This is a genomic window from Undibacterium sp. WLHG33 (assembly GCF_049544815.1).
GTDB lineage: Bacteria > Pseudomonadota > Gammaproteobacteria > Burkholderiales > Burkholderiaceae_D > Undibacterium.
On sequence record NZ_CP186697.1, the window covers coordinates 2,063,125 to 2,080,641 of the forward strand.

Annotated in this window: 16 protein-coding genes and 4 tRNA genes; 18 read left to right on the plus strand and 2 right to left on the minus strand. The window is 50.2% G+C overall.

From position 1 onward, the window contains the following. Nucleotides 1-28 precede the first annotated feature (28 nt). Entirely contained in the window at nt 29-913 is an 885-nt protein-coding gene (locus ACOTSW_RS09430) for a pseudouridine synthase (RefSeq protein WP_423678827.1), read from the minus strand. A 59-nt stretch (nt 914-972) separates the two neighbouring features. Here ACOTSW_RS09430 and ACOTSW_RS09435 point away from each other — a divergent pair, with 59 nt between their 5' ends. The 18 genes from ACOTSW_RS09435 to ACOTSW_RS09520 all read left to right on the plus strand — a co-directional run bounded on the left by ACOTSW_RS09435 (nt 973) and on the right by ACOTSW_RS09520 (nt 16,188). After that, on the plus strand, nt 973-1,500 hold the full coding sequence (locus ACOTSW_RS09435; protein WP_423678828.1) for a DUF3305 domain-containing protein: 528 nt from the start codon (nt 973-975) through the stop codon (nt 1,498-1,500). Nucleotide 1,501: 1 nt separating this feature from the next. Further along, complete coding sequence (locus ACOTSW_RS09440; protein WP_423678829.1) at nt 1,502-2,131, plus strand: DUF3306 domain-containing protein; 630 nt, start codon at nt 1,502-1,504, stop codon at nt 2,129-2,131. Next, entirely contained in the window at nt 2,106-4,163 is a 2,058-nt protein-coding gene (locus tag ACOTSW_RS09445) for a 4Fe-4S binding protein (RefSeq protein WP_423678830.1), read from the plus strand. Before ACOTSW_RS09440 ends, ACOTSW_RS09445 begins: the two co-directional genes overlap by 26 nt. Before the next feature lie 42 nt (nt 4,164-4,205). After that, nucleotides 4,206-4,814: a TorD/DmsD family molecular chaperone gene (locus ACOTSW_RS09450; RefSeq protein WP_423678831.1), complete on the plus strand. Its 609-nt coding sequence runs from the start codon at nt 4,206-4,208 to the stop codon at nt 4,812-4,814. A 272-nt stretch (nt 4,815-5,086) separates the two neighbouring features. Continuing rightward, nucleotides 5,087-5,278 carry a hypothetical protein gene (locus ACOTSW_RS09455; protein ID WP_423678832.1) on the plus strand — a complete coding sequence of 64 codons (192 nt, stop codon included), beginning with the start codon at nt 5,087-5,089 and terminating at the stop codon, nt 5,276-5,278. 15 nt (nt 5,279-5,293) lie between these two features. Then, nucleotides 5,294-8,254: a formate dehydrogenase subunit alpha gene (locus tag ACOTSW_RS09460; RefSeq protein ID WP_423678833.1), complete on the plus strand. Its 2,961-nt coding sequence runs from the start codon at nt 5,294-5,296 to the stop codon at nt 8,252-8,254. Between the two features lie 17 nt (nt 8,255-8,271). Further along, entirely contained in the window at nt 8,272-8,907 is a 636-nt protein-coding gene (fdh3B, locus tag ACOTSW_RS09465) for a formate dehydrogenase FDH3 subunit beta (RefSeq protein ID WP_186898039.1), read from the plus strand. 3 nt (nt 8,908-8,910) lie between these two features. Continuing rightward, complete coding sequence (locus ACOTSW_RS09470) at nt 8,911-9,144, plus strand: hypothetical protein (RefSeq protein WP_423678834.1); 234 nt, start codon at nt 8,911-8,913, stop codon at nt 9,142-9,144. A gap of 14 nt (nt 9,145-9,158) precedes the next feature. Further along, the gene (locus ACOTSW_RS09475; RefSeq protein WP_423678835.1) at nt 9,159-10,298 is read left to right on the plus strand and encodes a formate dehydrogenase subunit gamma; all 1,140 of its coding nucleotides are present in this window, start codon (nt 9,159-9,161) and stop codon (nt 10,296-10,298) included. Nucleotides 10,299-10,315: 17 nt separating this feature from the next. Beyond that, nucleotides 10,316-10,675 (plus strand): hypothetical protein, encoded by a 360-nt coding sequence (locus tag ACOTSW_RS09480; RefSeq protein ID WP_423678836.1) that lies wholly within the window; start codon nt 10,316-10,318, stop codon nt 10,673-10,675. 138 nt (nt 10,676-10,813) lie between these two features. Then, nucleotides 10,814-11,677 (plus strand): formate dehydrogenase accessory sulfurtransferase FdhD, encoded by an 864-nt coding sequence (locus ACOTSW_RS09485; protein ID WP_423678837.1) that lies wholly within the window; start codon nt 10,814-10,816, stop codon nt 11,675-11,677. A 153-nt stretch (nt 11,678-11,830) separates the two neighbouring features. Continuing rightward, nucleotides 11,831-13,231, plus strand: a complete 1,401-nt coding sequence (gene gltX, locus ACOTSW_RS09490) for a glutamate--tRNA ligase (RefSeq protein ID WP_423678838.1) — start codon at nt 11,831-11,833, stop codon at nt 13,229-13,231. A gap of 72 nt (nt 13,232-13,303) precedes the next feature. Further along, nucleotides 13,304-13,379 (plus strand) — tRNA-Ala (locus tag ACOTSW_RS09495). Between the two features lie 48 nt (nt 13,380-13,427). Continuing rightward, nucleotides 13,428-13,503, plus strand: a tRNA-Glu gene (locus ACOTSW_RS09500). 68 nt (nt 13,504-13,571) lie between these two features. Next, nucleotides 13,572-13,647: transfer RNA gene (locus ACOTSW_RS09505), tRNA-Glu, on the plus strand. A gap of 58 nt (nt 13,648-13,705) precedes the next feature. Continuing rightward, nucleotides 13,706-13,781: transfer RNA gene (locus tag ACOTSW_RS09510), tRNA-Glu, on the plus strand. A gap of 382 nt (nt 13,782-14,163) precedes the next feature. Then, entirely contained in the window at nt 14,164-15,765 is a 1,602-nt protein-coding gene (locus ACOTSW_RS09515; RefSeq protein ID WP_423678839.1) for a methyl-accepting chemotaxis protein, read from the plus strand. A gap of 12 nt (nt 15,766-15,777) precedes the next feature. Next, nucleotides 15,778-16,188, plus strand: coding sequence for a bacteriohemerythrin (locus ACOTSW_RS09520; protein ID WP_423678840.1), 411 nt, complete (start codon nt 15,778-15,780; stop codon nt 16,186-16,188). 100 nt (nt 16,189-16,288) lie between these two features. On the opposite strand, the gene ACOTSW_RS09525 is transcribed toward ACOTSW_RS09520, so the two are convergent. Continuing rightward, nucleotides 16,289-17,323, minus strand: a complete 1,035-nt coding sequence (locus ACOTSW_RS09525) for a sulfate ABC transporter substrate-binding protein (RefSeq protein ID WP_423678841.1) — start codon at nt 17,321-17,323, stop codon at nt 16,289-16,291. Between the last annotated feature and the right edge of the window lie 194 nt (nt 17,324-17,517).

A 17,517-nucleotide genomic window follows, 5' to 3' on the forward strand; every position in this document is an offset into this window, starting at 1 on the left:
TGTCCCTGAGAGACTATCCGTTGCATGCTTAAAGTTCTCGATGGCTGAAGAATTCGCGGTGTTCGCCTGTTAGTGGATCATCAAAAGCGATGCTCTTTGCCAGTAATTGCAAAGGTGTAGAGAAATCGTCGCCTTTACATGCTTGTGCAGTCGGATAAAAGCTGTCATTGCAGATCGGTGCTCCCAGGCTTGCCATGTGGACTCTTAGCTGGTGTTTCTTGCCGGTGACTGGCATTAGCCGGTAAAGGTTAATGTCGCCGCGCTGCTCCTCAATGTCGATCAGGGTTTCCGAGTTGATTTCGCCTTCGCTTTCACACATCGTGAAAAAGCGTTCACCCTCTGTCATGCAACTTCGGTGGATCAGAGGAAATGTCAGGGCAGGTAAGGCTGGTGCCAGCGCATGGTAGATCTTTGTGATGCTGCGTTTCTGAAATAGTGACTGATAATGTCCCCGTGTTTCCGGGTTATGAGAAAACAGGATGATGCCAGCGGTTTCCCGGTCGAGCCGGTGAATGGGGGTCAGATGTGCCAAACCGGTCTTCTTTTTTAGCCGGACCAGCAGTGTTTCGTGCAAAAATCGTCCGCCTGGCGTGACCGGTAAAAAATGCGGTTTGTCAACGGCAAGTAAGTGTTCATCCTGATGCAAGATCTGCTCTTCAAATGGAATAATGCTTTCGTTATCGATTTCGCGATAGTAAAAAATACACATTCCACGCTTGGCTGAACTGTTCTTCCGTAATGGGTTACCATGCGCATCGACCACTTCATTTCTTTCCATGCGGGACAGCCAAGTCGCTTCCCCGATATCAGGGAAATGCGAGGTCAGGAAACTGATCATATTACTCCACTGGCCTTCAGGTAACCATAAATAACTTGGCGCGATGCCATCGCGCACGGGGAGTGGTGCTTGCATGGAAGATGATGGGTCTTTATTCTGGAAACTTAACTCTGTTTTTCTATAATACCAGCACGATGGAAAAAAATACCGAGCTACCTTTTACGCTGAGTGTGATCATGCAGCGTGTGCCGATGAATAATCGGTGGCAGCCATATCAATGGAAACCACTGGAAATTCTGGCAGACACTCCGGGCGCCAGAATACATCAGTTGATGAGTGGTGATGGTGAACAGCGCTGGCTGTTTCCAGGTTTTTCCGCAAGCCTGCATGTTGATGAGACACCCGGGTATTTTCTGAATCTCAGTTCTGAAACGCCATGCTGGTTTGTCATGTGGCGCATGGAAGAGATAGATGGTGTCGAGCTGGCTGTGCCTAAATCCGTTTCCCTTTCGTACGATGAGGCTGCGCGCCAGATTGATGGCGGCGAACAGGTAGATATTTTGCCTTTGTCAGAAGATGTGGCCGCCTGGCTAGCAGAATACACGCAACAGTATTTCCGATACGAAGGCAAGAAGCCCCGAAAGCGTCCTTCGTTTGAGGGAGGTGAAGGCGTACAGAAAATGGCTCTTGCGGAAGCGGCTTTGCACAGGAAGGCGAACTGATATGGCAGCCAGCGATTTTTTCAGCCGCTGGAGTAAGCGTGCTGCTGAAAAAGAGGCGCCACAGGAGCCCGCATTGGACGAGCCTGCAGAACAAGTTGTCAGACATCATGACGAGGCCAGTACCGCTGCTAGCATACCTGACAAGGTACCGGATATGGCTGATGTGGCGGCCTTAAGCAATGAATCTGATTTCTCGCGCTTCTTGGCAAAAGATGTGGACGAGTCCGTGCGACGTTCAGCGATGAAAAAACTGTTTTCGAACCCGCATTTCAATATTATGGACGGCCTCGACATTTATATTGATGATTACGGGAAAGCCGATCCTTTGCCGCCAGGCATGCTGGAATCTCTGACCCATGCAAAGACTTTGCTGAATCCTTTGGCGCATCTGGAGCAAGATCTGCAGCGTTTGCTTGATCCTGATCCTGTCGAGGAGGAGGTGGCAGGTGGTGAAGCAGAGAGCGGAGCAAGTGCGTCGGCGGCAGAACCTGTGATTGATGCAGAAAATATCAGATTGCCCCAGTCAGAAGAAATGCCGCAGTTGCGGCAAACCAGCGTTTTAAATCAGCAAAAAGACGCCGTAAAAAATGATGAGAACGATCAGAATGAATCCACAAATAAAAATCTGTAGTTGCAATAAAACCCTGCCTTTAAATTCCACGGCAGCCGCGCATTTGGCGCAGGCAATTGGTGCGGAACATGTGCAGGTCAGTGACATGCTATGCCGCCGCGAAGTGGGAAATTTTTTAAGCGCGGTGGAAGGCGTTGATGACGTGATCGTCGGTTGTACTCAGGAGCGTGCTTTGTTTTCTGAGTTGGCGCAAACCAGTGTTGCACCGATAAAATTTGTGAATTTACGTGAGAGTGCCGGCTGGTCCGAGGAGAGTAAGCAGAGTCTGCCAAAAATGGCCGCCTTGCTGGCGGCGGCCAGCTTACCCGCGCCCGAGCCAGTACCCACTGTCAATTATGAGTCGCAGGGAAATCTGTTGATTATCGGTTCAGCAGATGTTGCTTTGCCTTGGGCGCGTCGCTTGTCTGTTCAAATGGCGGTGAGTGTGTTACTGACAGACGGCGCGGCACATGGTGAGCGACTTGCAGACAGGACATTTCCGGTCTGGTCCGGTAGTTCGATCAAGCTGCGTGGCTTTCTTGGTAAGTTTGAAGTGAGCTGGCAGCAAAGCAATCCGATTGATCTGGAGACCTGTACCCGTTGCAATGCCTGTATTGATGTTTGCCCGGAAAATGCGATCGACTTCAGTTACCAGATCGATCTGGATAAATGCAGTAATCACCGTGATTGCGTCAAGGCTTGCGGTGTCATCGGTGCGATTGACTTTGAGCGTATGGCTGTCACGCGAGATACTGCGTGCGATCTGGTATTGGATTTGTCACGACAAGCCTTGTTGTCAATGTCGGATAAACCGCAAGGATATTTTGCGCCGGGCAACGATGTGGCGGCGCAGTTTGATGCGGCATTGAAATTATCACAGTTGATCGGTGAGTTTGAGAAACCAAAGTTTTTTGTCTATAAAGAAAAACTCTGCGCGCACAGCCGCAGCGGCAAGCTGGGATGTAATGCCTGTCTCGATGTTTGCTCTACGGATGCAATATCGGCTGCGGGCGACAAGGTATCGGTCAATCCTAATTTGTGTGCCGGATGCGGTGCCTGCACCACGGTTTGTCCTACCGGAGCGATGAGCTACGCCTACATGCGGGCGCCGGATACCGGTCTGCACATCAAGACCATGCTGGCAGCGTATACCAAAGCGGGTGGTAAGGAAGCGGCAATCCTTTTTCATAGCAAAGAAGCTGGCGCCGATTTATTGCAGCAGACGGGGCAATCTGTGCAGGCGGGCGGGCGTGGTTTGCCCGCGCGGGTGATTCCTATGGCGTTGCATCATACGGCATCGACAGGCATTGAAGTCTGGTTGTCCGCGATTTGTTATGGCGCGACTTCCATCGTGATTCTGATGACGGATGAAGAAGCGCCGGAATACAGGCTTGCCCTGCAAAAGCAAATACAGATTACGCAGACGATTTTGTCCGAGCTTGGTTATCGGGGGCAGCATATTCATCTGTTGGAAGCAAATACGTTTGCTGAGTTATCGTCGTTTTTGTATGCGTTAAAGCCGGCACAAGTGCCGCCGCCGGCATTATTTAACGTCGCTCAGGATAAGCGGGTCAGTATGGACTTTGCGCTTGATCATTTACTCAAATATGCGCCGGAAGCAGTGCAAGAGGTCGGGTTACCGGCTGGTTCTTTATATGGCTCGGTTGCGATCAATAAGGATGCCTGTACTTTGTGCATGTCATGCGTTGGAGCATGTCCTGCTTCGGCGTTGATGGATAACGCGAATTCTCCACAGATACGTTTTATTGAGCGCAATTGTGTACAGTGTGGCTTATGTGAGGATACCTGTCCGGAAAGTGCGATAACACTGACGCCAAGATTATTGCTGAGCGATGCTGCCAAGCAGGTGCGCGTGTTAAACGAAGCGCAACCATTTCACTGCATACGCTGCAGTAAGCCGTTTGCAACAGCACAGATGATAGAGAATATGCTGCAAAAACTCGGCGCCCATAGCGCATTTGCGGGGCATCTCGATCGTATACGCATGTGCCCGGATTGCCGTGTTATCGATATGATGAAAAATGCTGAATGACAGTGTCCATACTCAACGTGGACGATAAACGGAAATAGATCAATGGAAACACAGATTAAATTTGAAACTGCAGATCAGGGTGAGGAGACAGCGAGAGCTGATTTATACGGCTTGCTCGCGACCCTGATGTATGCGCCGCCATCACAAGATTTACTGCACGTGCTCAGCAACGCAGAAACAAATGGCGAGGGAGTGCTGGGTGAGGCCTGGACGCATTTCATTGAAACTGTAAGAAAGTCCGATGCAGACGAGGTCAGGGATGAATATGAGCAGTTGTTTGTTGGTACAGGCAAGCCTGAGATTTTGCTTTACGGATCCTATTATCTGAGCGGCTTTCTGATGGAAAAGCCGCTGGCGGCATTAAGGACTGATTTACAGAACCTGGGCCTGGAGCGTGCCGAGAATATTGTCGAATCTGAAGATCATATCGCTTCGCTCTGTGAAGTCATGCGTTACCTGATTGCTTCGGACGACATATTGCAGGCAAATCTGGCAACACAAAAACAGTTCTTTGCAACCCATATGCAAAGCTGGGTTGTGACAATGTGCGACATCATTATTGATCATCCACAAGCCGTTTTTTATGCAAGTCTGGCTCAGCTGGCAAAAGTTTTTTTTGATGTGGAGATGCAATCTTTTGATATGGAATAAGGGTTACTACTTATTTTTCTGGTGTAATCAAAAGTTTTTGCGTCACGATTGTTAAATTGTATTAAATATTGATTTTCCTGCCGGGAATCTTTTTTTGGGATAGAGTAGACTACTAAAAGTTCGGAGACGCGCGCACTTCATTTGCTCCAATTCAAAGAGTAAAGAAGCTGCGAAACTGGTTGCAGTATTTTTTACCATACCGGTTTCAGCGATCAGTGTTTGATCGCCTTTCAATCAGTCTCCAGGTTTAGTTGTCGACATCGGAGACGAACATGGATCAAAAAATTAAACGTCGTAGCTTGCTGGGTGGCTTAGGTGTAGCTGCAGCAGGCTTGTTTGTGCTCAAAGCTGCGCCAGTGGTACAGGAAAAGGTCGAAGCGCTTGCTGCTCCGGCTGAGCCTGAAGGCACAGGCTACCGCCTGACCGAGCACGTTAAAAAATACTACCGTACCACGACCATTTAATCCTGAGGTGAAGATATGTTGTTAACTCGTAAAGGCGATGCGGCGACGCGCGCGCAGACACGTTTTTCTTCCGGCCTTGCAGATTCCCTCGCCCGTGCGTTACCTACGATGGACAGACGCGGCTTTCTGAAGCGGTCAGGGATAGGCGTTGGTGCAGGCATTGCGGCATCACAGTTAGGCCTCATTAAAAAAGCCAAAGCATCCGCTTCCGGTGCTGCATCTGGTGGAAAAATTGAAGTGCGCCGCACGGTTTGTACTCACTGTTCCGTTGGCTGTGCAGTCGATGCAGTGGTTGAAAATGGCGTATGGGTCAGACAGAATCCGGTATTCGATTCACCGATTAATCTTGGCGCGCACTGCGCGAAAGGTGCGGCTCTGCGTGAGCATGGTCATGGTGAATATCGCCTGAAATACCCTATGAAGCTGGTCAATGGTAAATATCAGCGTATCAGCTGGGATCAGGCATTGACTGAAATCGCCGACAAATTGCTGGAAGTTAAAAAGACATCCGGTCCGGATTCGACTTTCTTTGTCGGTTCATCGAAACACAACAATGAGCAGGCGATGTTGTTGCGTAAGTTTGTGTCTTTTTACGGTACTAATAACACCGATCATCAGGCGCGTATCTGTCACTCGACGACGGTTGCAGGTGTCTCGAACACCTGGGGCTATGGCGCGATGACCAATAGCTACAACGATATGCAGAATGCCAAGGCTGCGCTGTATATCGGCTCAAATGCGGCAGAAGCGCATCCAGTGTCAATGCTGCATTTGTTGCATGCGAAAGAAAACGGTTGCAAAGTCATCGTAGTCGATCCTCGCTATACCCGCACTGCGGCAAAATCAAATCAATATATCCGCATTCGTTCCGGCTCAGACATTCCGTTTTTGTACGGCATGATGTACCACATTTTCAAAAACGGCTGGGAAGATAAGCAATACATCCATGACCGTGTGTACGGCATGGAAAAAATCAAAGAAGAAGCGCTGAAGTGGACGCCGGAAAAAGTAGAAGAGGCATGCGGCGTACCTGAAGATCAGGTTTACAAAGCGGCGGAAACGATGGCCATGAATCGCCCTTCGACCGTGGTCTGGTGTATGGGGCAGACTCAGCACACTATCGGTAATGCGATCGTGCGCGCATCCTGTTTGCTGCAGCTGGTGTTAGGGAACATCGGTAAGGCTGGTGGCGGTACGAATATTTTCCGTGGCCACGACAACGTGCAGGGTGCGACAGACGTTGGCCCAAATCCAGATTCGTTACCGGGCTATTTTGGTCTCGCAACGGGTGCCTGGAAACACTGGTGTAATGTCTGGGGTGTGGATTACGAATGGGTCAAGAAGCAGTTTGCTTCCCAAGCCATGATGGAAAAATCCGGGACCACGGTATCGCGCTGGATTGATGCGGTTCTGGAAAAAAATGAACTGATCGATCAGGAAAACAACGTCAAAGCAATGGTGTTCTGGGGTCATGCTCCGAACTCCCAGACCCGTGGTCTGGAGATGAAAAAGGCGTTCGATAAGCTGGATCTGCTCGTTGTGATTGATCCTTATCCATCTGCGACTGCTGCGATGGCTGCGATGAAAACGGAAGATCAGCAGCTGAATCCTAAGCGTCAGGTTTATCTGCTGCCAGCAGCAACGCAGTTTGAAACATCGGGCTCTGTCACCGCATCGAACCGTTCGATTCAATGGCGTGAAAAAGTCATCGAACCTCTGTTCGAATCCCGCACTGACCACATGATCATGTATCAGCTGGCAGAAAAACTTGGCTTTGCAAAAGAGCTGGTGGCGAAGCTGAAAATGGTGCCGGGTAAAGGTGGCATGATGGAGCCGGAACCAGAATCCATGTTGCAAGAGATTAACCGAGGAACCTGGACGATAGGTTACACCGGGCAGTCACCTGAACGCTTAAAGGCACACATGCGTAACATGCATCTGTTCGATGTGAAAACGCTCAAATGCAAAGGCGGAAAAGATCCGGTCAGCGGTTACGATATGACGGGCGATTATTTCGGTCTGCCATGGCCGTGTTACGGCACGCCGGAACTCAAACATCCGGGCTCGCCTAATTTGTACGACACGTCCAAGCATGTGATGGATGGCGGCGGTAACTTCCGTGCGAACTTCGGTGTTGAGCGCGAAGGCGTCAGTTTGCTGGCAGAAGATGGTTCACATTCTCTCGGTGCTGAGATCACGACCGGTTACCCGGAATTTGATCACATCCTATTGAAAAAGTTGGGTTGGTGGGATGACCTGACAGAAGCAGAAAAGAAAGCAGCAGAAGGTAAAAACTGGAAAACTGACTTGTCCGGCGGTATTCAGCGTGTGGTCATGAAAGTGCATGGTTGCCATCCTTTCGGTAATGCGAAAGCACGTGCGGTCGTCTGGAATTTCCCCGACCCTGTTCCTCAGCATCGCGAGCCTTTGTTTGGTACGCGTCCTGATCTGGTTGCGAAATATCCTACCCACGATGACAAGAAGGCGTTCTGGCGTATGCCGACGCTGTATAAGTCTGTGCAGCAGAAAAACATTGAAGCAAAACTGTATGAAAAATTCCCTATCATTCTTACTTCAGGTCGTCTGGTGGAGTACGAAGGTGGTGGTGAGGAAACCCGTTCCAATCCGTGGCTGGCTGAGTTGCAACAGGAAAATTTTGTTGAACTCAATCCGAAAGCAGCGGCTGATCGCGGTATCCGTAATGGTGAATATGTGATTGTTTCCACGCCGACAGGTGCGCGCATCAAAGTCAGAGCATTGGTGACACCACGTGTAGATGAGGACACGGCGTTTATTCCATTCCACTTCTCAGGCTGGTGGCAGGGCAAGGATATGAAAGAGTTTTATCCGGAAGGTGCGATGCCTATCGTGCGCGGTGAGGCAGTGAATACAGCAACGACATACGGCTACGATTCGGTCACGATGATGCAGGAAACCAAGACCACGATTTGTAATATCGAACGGTTTGCAGCGTAATTTCACAGGAGAAAAAAATGGCAAGAATGAAATTTATCTGTGATGCAGAGCGCTGTATCGAATGCAACAGCTGCGTGACAGCATGTAAGAATGAACACGAAGTACCATGGGGTGTTAATCGCCGCCGTGTGGTAACGGTTAATGACGGTGTGATTGGTCAGGAAAAATCGATTTCCGTCGCCTGTATGCATTGCTCTGATGCGCCTTGTATGGCGGTATGTCCGGTCGATTGTTTTTACCGTACCGACGAAGGCGTGGTTTTACACAATAAGGATATCTGCATTGGTTGCGGCTACTGTTCTTATGCCTGTCCGTTTGGCGCGCCGCAGTTCCCTTCGAACGGAACTTTTGGTTTGCGCGGCAAAATGGACAAATGTACTTTCTGCTCCGGCGGACCAGAAGAAGACGGCTCTGAAAAAGAGTTTGAAAAATATGGTCGTAATCGTCTGGCTGAAGGTAAGTTGCCTTTATGTGCGGAGATGTGTTCGACCAAAGCCCTGCTTGGTGGCGATGGCGACGTGATTGCCGACATTTTCCGTACCCGTGTGGTCAAGCGTGGCAAAGGCAGTGAAGTCTGGGGTTGGGGCACCGCTTATGGCAAGGGCAATAATCCAGAAGCGAAACCTGAGTTGCAGCCAGCTACGGAGAAATAAATCATGAAAAAAACAGTGATGATTATTTCAGGTTTGCTTGCGCTGATGAGTTTGTCCGCCTGTGGCGAACGTGATCAGGCAAGCACGACCAAACGTGGTCTGGTCGATGAAAAAGCATGGAAGGGTGCGCACAACGAGTTCGTTGTGAAAGAGTGGACTCCCGGCGATAAAACGGCATGGGAAAATCAGATCCGCGCCCGTAATCAATACCAGAACGAGTATGTCAAAACCAATTAAACCAAGGAGTTGACATGAGATCTTTGATTCTTTCGCTGACCTTGGCACTGACAGCAGCAGTAGCATCTGCCCAGACTGCCGGGCAGGCTGCAGCACCGGCAAATGCGGCGGCAACTACGGCGCCGGCAGAAAAATTGCCAGGCGTTGAGTCGGTCGATATCCTGAAACAAAATCAGGCCGAGCGCACGCAAACACAACCCGGCAATCTGGCGCCGACATATCGTCTGGTGGCGGATGGCACCAAGCATTATTCGAGCTTGCCAGCGCTGGAAGCGGGTGTGCTGATACAGGGGAAAACGCAATTTCCCGGTCAGGCACGGGCGACGACAGCAGGTGAGGCTTGGCGCCAATATAGGAATGGCCCGCTGACGATGATAGGCGGTGGCATTTTGCTGGCGGCGTTAGCCGCAGTGGCGGCGATGTATCTGACTCGCGGTCAGATTCGTCTCGATGGCCCGCGCACCGGTCGCCTGATTGAGCGTTTCACACCGACCGAACGCACGTTGCACTGGAGTATGGCACTGAGCTTCGTCACGCTGGCTCTGTCCGGTATTGTGATGCTGTTCGGTAAGCATATCCTGTTACCAGTCTTCGGACTGACGCTGTTTGGCTGGCTGGCCTTTTTATGCAAGAACATTCATAACTTTGTCGGCCCCATTTTCACTGTGTCCATCATTCTGTTTTTTATTAAATTTGCCCGCGACAATTTACCGTCGGCATCTGATATTAAATGGATGTCGAAACTCGGTGGATTGCTGAGTGGTTCACACGTGAGTTCGCATCGTTTTAATGCGGGTGAGAAGATCATTTTCTGGGGTGGTGTGGTCGGCCTTGGTCTGATCGTCAGTGCGTCCGGCTTTGTGCTTGATAAACTGGTACCGGGATTTGAATACACCCGTGCTTACATGCAGATTGCAAGTGTGGTGCACATTGCCGCTGCTATGCTGGCAGCCGGTATGGTGATTGGTCACATCTATCTTGGTACGATAGGGATGGAAGGAGCTTATGAATCCATGCGTACCGGCTATGTTGATGACGTCTGGGCGAAAGAGCATCACGATCTCTGGTATGCCGATATCGAGCAAGGAAAAATTCCGCGCGTGCGCAGTACAACTGCGTCGCCGGAGTCGAAGGCGACCGTGGTTAACGCCTAGTTGAGTGGGAGAGAAAAATGAAGTCAAAGAATGTATTGTCTGTTTCATCGCTCTGCATAGCGCTGCTGCCATGCTTGTTGGCAACGTCCAGCTTCGCTAAATTGCCTGAGCCTTCTGCAGAAGCCAAGGCAAAGGCTGCTGAAGCGAAGGCGAAGACTGCCTGGTCTGATAAAGTGGCTGCATATCAGCTGTGCAAGGCGCAGGATAAAGTCGCTGCAGCTTATCTGAAAGGAAAAGACACCAAGGCGGTGGTGGCAACACCAGCATGTACCGATCCTGGTCCGTATGTGCCGGAAGTTGCTGCGGCTCCAGCCGGAGCATCTGCTGTTGCAACGACAGCGCCTGCAAGCACTGCTCCTGTTGCAGTCAAGAAGTAAGTCCTGCCTTATAAAAAACACATACTCCCCCTCGAAAATGGCATTTAACCCTTAACGTCCTTATAGATGTTGGGCTGCCAGACATACTCCGGGGGAGTATATTTTTACCGATTTATGCCCTCCTGGCCGGAAAAAATAATGTCTGACCATCCGTATATGCCAGTACTGTCCAGATCGTCCGTCGCGCTGACCAAAGAAGTGCAGGTCACCGATGAGCGTGGTCGCGTTAATCTGATCTCCATTCCTGCTGAGCGCCCGTTAACCGTTTATCTTGATAAGCGTGAATTGGTGACGCTGATGACCATGGGCGGCAACCCGGAAGCATTGGTACTTGGTTATTTGCGGAATCAGCGTTTGCTGCGCCGGATCACTGATATCGCCTCGGTACAGGTGGACTGGGAAGTGTCTGCGGCGGCGGTCGTCACGCATACTGGCGTGACCGATATTGAAGAGCGCACATCGAAACGTGTTGTGACGACGGGGTGTGGTCAGGGCACCGTGTTTGGTGGGCTGATGGATGAGGTTGATCAGATTGTGTTGCCGGACCACGCCCGTATCCGCCAGTCCGCACTGTATAAAATCATCGATACCATCCGCACTCAGCAGTCGGTGTATAAAAAAGCCGGCTCGGTTCACGGCTGCGCTTTATTCTCGAATCAGGGTGAACTTTTATACTTTGTCGAAGATGTCGGTCGTCATAATGCAGTCGATGCGATTGCTGGAAAAATGTGGCTGGACAGGGTTGATGGCGGCGACAAAATTTTTTACAGCACCGGTCGTCTGACTTCTGAAATGGTGATTAAAGGAGCGCAGATGGGTATCCCCATTTTATTGTCGCGTTCCGGAACCACAGAGATGGGGCACCAGGTCGCTTCGCAGATAGGCATGAGCTTGTTTTCCCGTTGCTCTGGGCGACATTTCCTGTTGCTGACGCATCCTCATCGCCTTGAGTTCGAGCCGGAATTGTTTGCTGATACAACGCCGGCTCCCATTTCTGCCTGAACCTAAGGCTTCCTCTTCAGTTTTTGAAGCGCGGCGCGGCCGTTGCCGGTATCCTCGTTGCGCTGAAAACGGTAAAATGCTGGTTTTAACTTTATCCGCATACTGGTGTTGCTTCTGCGATCAGCAGATGCTGCACGCGGTGCAATTCATCTCATGACTGTCGTCCGTACCCGTTTTGCTCCCAGCCCGACTGGCTATCTTCACGTTGGCGGTGCCCGTACCGCTTTGTTCAGCTGGGCGTTTGCGCGCCATCATGGCGGCACCTTTGTTTTACGTATTGAAGATACCGATCTTGAACGTTCCACTCCGGAAGCGGTGCAGGCGATTCTGGATGGCATGAACTGGCTGGGTCTGCAGCATGATGAAGGTCCGTTTTATCAGATGCAGCGTATGGAGCGTTATCGTTCAGTGCTGGCGGAAATGCTGGCCAACGGCACAGCCTATTATTGCTATTCCTCACCCGAAGAAGTCGAGGCGATGCGCGAGCGTCAACGTGCTGCCGGCGATAAGCCGCGTTACGACGGTACCTGGCGTCCGGAAGTCGGTAAAACGCTGCCAGCGATACCGGCAGACCGTAAGCCAGTGATCCGTTTTAAAAATCCGCTGGACGGCGAAGTCAGCTGGAATGACGTCGTCAAGGGAACGATCACGATCAGCAATAAAGAGCTGGACGATCTGGTCATTGCGCGTCCGGATGGCACGCCAACTTACAATTTTTGCGTCGCTGTGGATGACTGGGATATGCAGATTACCCACGTCATTCGTGGCGATGATCACGTGAATAACACGCCGCGTCAGATCAATATTCTGAATGCGCTCGGTGCGACACTGCCGCAATACGGGCATGTTCCTATGATTCTGGGGACAGATGGGCAAAAGTTGTCCAAGCGCCGCGATGCGGTCAGCGTGATGGATTACTTCGACAAAGGTTACCTGCCTGAGGCCATGCTGAACTATCTTGCTCGGCTGGGCTGGAGTCATGGCGATGATGAAATTTTCTCGATGGAGCAGATGTGCAGCTGGTTTGATCTGACCCACTTGTCGGGTTCTGCGGCGCAGTTTAATCCTGAAAAACTGGCCTGGATTAATAACCACTACATTAAAGCAGCTGATAATCAGCGCCTTGCTGATTTAATTCGTCCACAGATGGAAAAAGATGGCGCCGTGTTTACTAATGCGCCGGCTTTACCTGCAGTGATTGCCTTGCTGAAAGAGCGCGCGAATACCACGGTAGAGCTGGGGCAGGCAGCGATGCTGTTTTATCGCCAGCCAGCGGCGGACGCTGCTTTAATGGCGCAGCATGTGACTGCTGCAGTATTGCCTGCATTGCGTCAGTATGCGGATGCTTGCAAAACAGTCGAATGGAATAAAGCTGCTTTGTCTGCTGCACTGAAGCAGGTGCTGGCAGATCATGCGCTGAAGATGCCGCAACTTGCGATGCCATTACGTCTGCTGTTAACCGGGCAGTTGCAGACGCCATCCATTGATGCTGTTGTCGAATTGTTTGGTCGCGAAGTTGTTTTGCAGCGTCTTGCTGTGATCGCTGCTGATTAATCGATAGTGAGAGTGGGTGAGGGCTTTACAATAAAGCGTTCATCCCCTATAATCTCGCTTCTATTCTGTGTCGGGGGTATAGCTCAGCTGGGAGAGCGCTTGCATGGCATGCAAGAGGTCAGCGGTTCGATCCCGCTTACCTCCACCAAAAAAGTGCACTGTCATTAGGCAGTATGCGAAACAGAAAATACTTGCTGTCCCCATCGTCTAGAGGCCTAGGACATCACCCTTTCACGGTGAGTACAGGGGTTCGAATCCCCTTGGGGACGCCAATAAATTTAGTATGTTTATTGTGGGCAGCAAGTAAAGCAGTATCAGGTCAGTAACAAGGACAGAATATGTCCCCATCGTCTAGAGGCCTAGGACATCACCCTTTCACGGTGAGTACAGGGGTTCGAATCCCCTTGGGGACGCCAGCTTTAAATCTACTTCCTGTTGTCAGGTAAGTGCGGGTCAGTAACAAGGACAGAATATGTCCCCATCGTCTAGAGGCCTAGGACATCACCCTTTCACGGTGAGTACAGGGGTTCGAATCCCCTTGGGGACGCCAGGTAGAAGCCAGCTTAATCAATTAAGCTGGTTTTTTTTGGAATTTACCTGCACGCTGAAGGTTGGGCGTGCACGGATGAACCGTATCCTCCTCTGTCAAAAAAGTTAGTACGGTTATGTACCTTGGTTTGCATAGTCCACCGCAAACACAACACTGATTCGGCCTTACACCTCCGACATATTCAGTCGCTGTGCGTCAGTATGCTGCGGCATTCCTGCGCGTAGTATCAATCTCCGTCCGGTAAAACAATGTCTGCTTAGTTCAACACATTGTCTATAGTAGTTCTATTGATGTATATCGGGTCCAATCCGGGGTCATTAAAATCATTTTTACAGAATTGAAAATTCCGCCGTGAAACTATCTGGAAAGAAGGAGATAGGTAATGTCCGCATTTGCAAATTTAAAAATAGGTGTTCGTTTGTCGATCGGTTTCGGCTTGCTGATTTTAATGATGCTGGGCATGGGCGCAGCGGGCTTGCAACGTTTTGCAGAAGTCAATGCTGTCAATACCCGAATCATTGAAAAAGATTGGGTAAAAGCCGAGGCAGCGAACGTCATTAATGCCAGTACGCGGGCGAATGCGCGAAACACTATGGAGCTTCTGATCGCTGAGGATGCTACTCAGGCGGGTAGAGTCAAACAATCCATTGAGACGAATAAACAGGTCATCAGCGCGGCGCTCGATACGCTAAGGCTGTTGATTTATTTGCCTGAAGGCAAAGCGTTACTGGCAACTCTGGCGGCGCGGCGCGGGATATATGTTGCGTCGTTTTCTAAAGTACTGAAACAAATTGACGCTGGAGATAAGACCGGTGCAATCCGGACGATGAATACCGAGACATTGCCTGCATTGGATGCACTGCAAGAGCCTATCGTCGCCCTGACAAATTTACAGAAAAAAATTGTGATCAACAGCAGTGCAGAAGTGCGCGATCGTATTGCATCTGCGACGGCAATGCTGACGTTGCTGATCGTTACCGGCCTATTTGCGGGTATTGCGCTGACCTGGTTTATCTCGCGCTCGATTACCCGTCCACTCAGCGAGGCGGTACGGATTGCCCGTACGGTAGCATCCGGCGATTTAACAACAAAAGCACAGACCTGTACAAAAGATGAGTGCGGGCAGTTGCTGCAGTCTATGCAGGAGATGAATGATAGTCTGGTACGCATTGTCAATCAGGTACGTGGCGGCTCTGATCTGATGGCGGCTGCTGCGCATGAAATCGCAGACGGGAATATGGAGTTATCTTCCCGTACCGAAGAACAGGCCAGTGCGCTTGAGGAAACAGCTGCTTCGATGGAGCAACTGGCATCGACAGTAAGAGATAATTTTGAATCGGGTATGCATGCAAACCGGCTTGCCGAGTCGGCCGCTCAGGTTGCTGCAAAAGGTGGTGCTGTTGTTGGTGAGGTGGTGCAGACGATGGAAGCCATCAATGTATCCTCGCGCAAGATTGCGGACATCATCAGCGTCATTGATGGCATTGCGTTCCAGACGAATATACTGGCACTCAACGCGGCAGTTGAGGCCGCCCGCGCGGGTGAGCAGGGGCGAGGCTTTGCGGTAGTGGCATCGGAGGTTCGTTCGCTTGCAGGGCGATCTGCGAATGCCGCAAAGGAAATCAAAGCCCTTATTTCCACCTCAGTGGGAAATGTAAGGGATGGCTGCCGATTGGTGGAGCAGGCTGGCAGCACGATGGATGAAATCGTTGTGCACGTACGCCGTGTGGCCGATCTGATGGGTGAAATCACAATGGCAAGTAAAGAGCAGACGACAGGGATTGAGCAAGTGAATCAGGCCGTTGCCCAGATGGATACGGTGACTCAGCAAAACGCCGCATTAGTGGAAGAGGCTGCAGCAGCAACACAGTCACTGGATCATCAGGCGAAGTCTTTGGTGCAGGCTGTCAGTATTTTTAAGCTGGATGCCTCACATTCTCCGCTTGCTTTTAGAGCAACCTCACCTGCGTTGCTCAACGTTTAGTCTGGATACAATATGGCATATTTTGAATGGGCCGACGATATGGTGATCGATAACGGGCCTATTGATGAAGATCACAAAAAATTAGTTCATCTGGTCAATGAATTGCATACTGCGACCAGCGTAGGGCGTGGTCAGGAGGTAATAGAGGCGATCATGAGTGAGCTGATTACCTATACAAAAGACCATCTTCATCGTGAAGAGCAAATGATGGCCACACTGAAGTTCCCGAATCTGGAGCGCCACAAGGTGGGACATCATCAATTTACGGAAAGACTGAATCAATTGCAGAGCCAGTATGAAGCTGGCAGTATTACCGTAGCATCGCAGTTGTCTGCTGTGTTACGGGACTGGTTATCTATACATATCCGTCGTTCCGACAAAGAAATGAAAGTGTTTCTGCAAAAAAGTAAGAAAAATTCCTGAGGTGTGAACGCGTTGATTTCAGGATATCGCGATGCTTATCACTAAAAAAATAAGCCCTGCTGATGCAGCAGAGCTTATTGGCAAAAATGTGTTTGTTAATTTATTTTTTGCTTTGATAGAGTTTGTCGAATTCAGCGCCATCATCAAAATGCTTTTTCTGTGCCTGTTTCCAGCCACCGAATACTTCGTCGACAGTAAAAAGAGTGATAGGTTTGAAGTTGGCTGCATATTTTTTAGATGCGACTTCGGAGCGCGGGCGGAAGAAGTGTTTGGCTGCAATTTCCTGGCCTTGTTCGCTGTACAAAAATTGCAGATACGCCGTTGCTACTTTGCGTGTACCGAGTTTATCAACAACTTTCTCGACCACGGCAACAGGTGACTCTGCAAGTATCGATATTTTGGGATAAACGACATCATAGTGATCGCCAAATTCCTGTTTAACCAGTTGCACTTCATTTTCAAAAGTGACTAAGACGTCGCCGATTTCTCTTTGCGTAAAAGTAGTGGTCGCGCCGCGCCCGCCGGCATCGAGTACCGGGACATTTTTAAACAGACGATCAACTAACTGTCGCGCTTGTGCTTCGTTGCCACCGCTTTTAATGACAGAGCCCCACGCAGCGAGGTAGGAATAGCGTCCGTTGCCGGAAGTTTTGGGATTGGGAATGATCACTTTGACGCCAGGTTTGCCAAGATCGTCCCAACTGGCGATGCGTTTAGGATTCCCTTTACGCGCCAGGAACACCATGGTCGAATAAAATGGCGCGGAGTTATTGGGGAATGATTTTACCCAGTCTTGCGGAACCAGACCTTTCTCCGCAAGGATATCGATATCGTTTGCCTGATTCATCGTAACTACTGAAGCTGCCAAGCCGTCGATGACAGAGCGTGCCTGCTTGCTGGAGCCGCCATGTGACTGATTAATCGTAATGGCTTCTCCGGTTTTCTTTTTCCATTCTGCGATGAACGCTGGATTAACTTCTTTAAATAATTCACGGGTGACATCGTAAGACGCGTTCAACAGTGGCTCGGCAGCCCGTGCACTAAGTGAGGGCGCAAGCAGGCTGGCACCAAGCATCGCTGCGATTGCGGCTATGCTTAAACGGCGTTGCGCTTGTGAACCGGTATTCGTTTTCATGTGCGATCTCCCAAATATAAGTTACCGCTATCTTCCATAAATTAAGTACGGAAGGAAACGATAGTATTCTTCTTTACTTAGATGAAAAATGCATTTGTCGATGAAGGAGCAATGATTTTTCTGTATATCGTTTCTTGAAAACAATCTAAGTGCTCAGTCTTTTTGAGTCGAATTTGTTCATATTATTTTGCTAC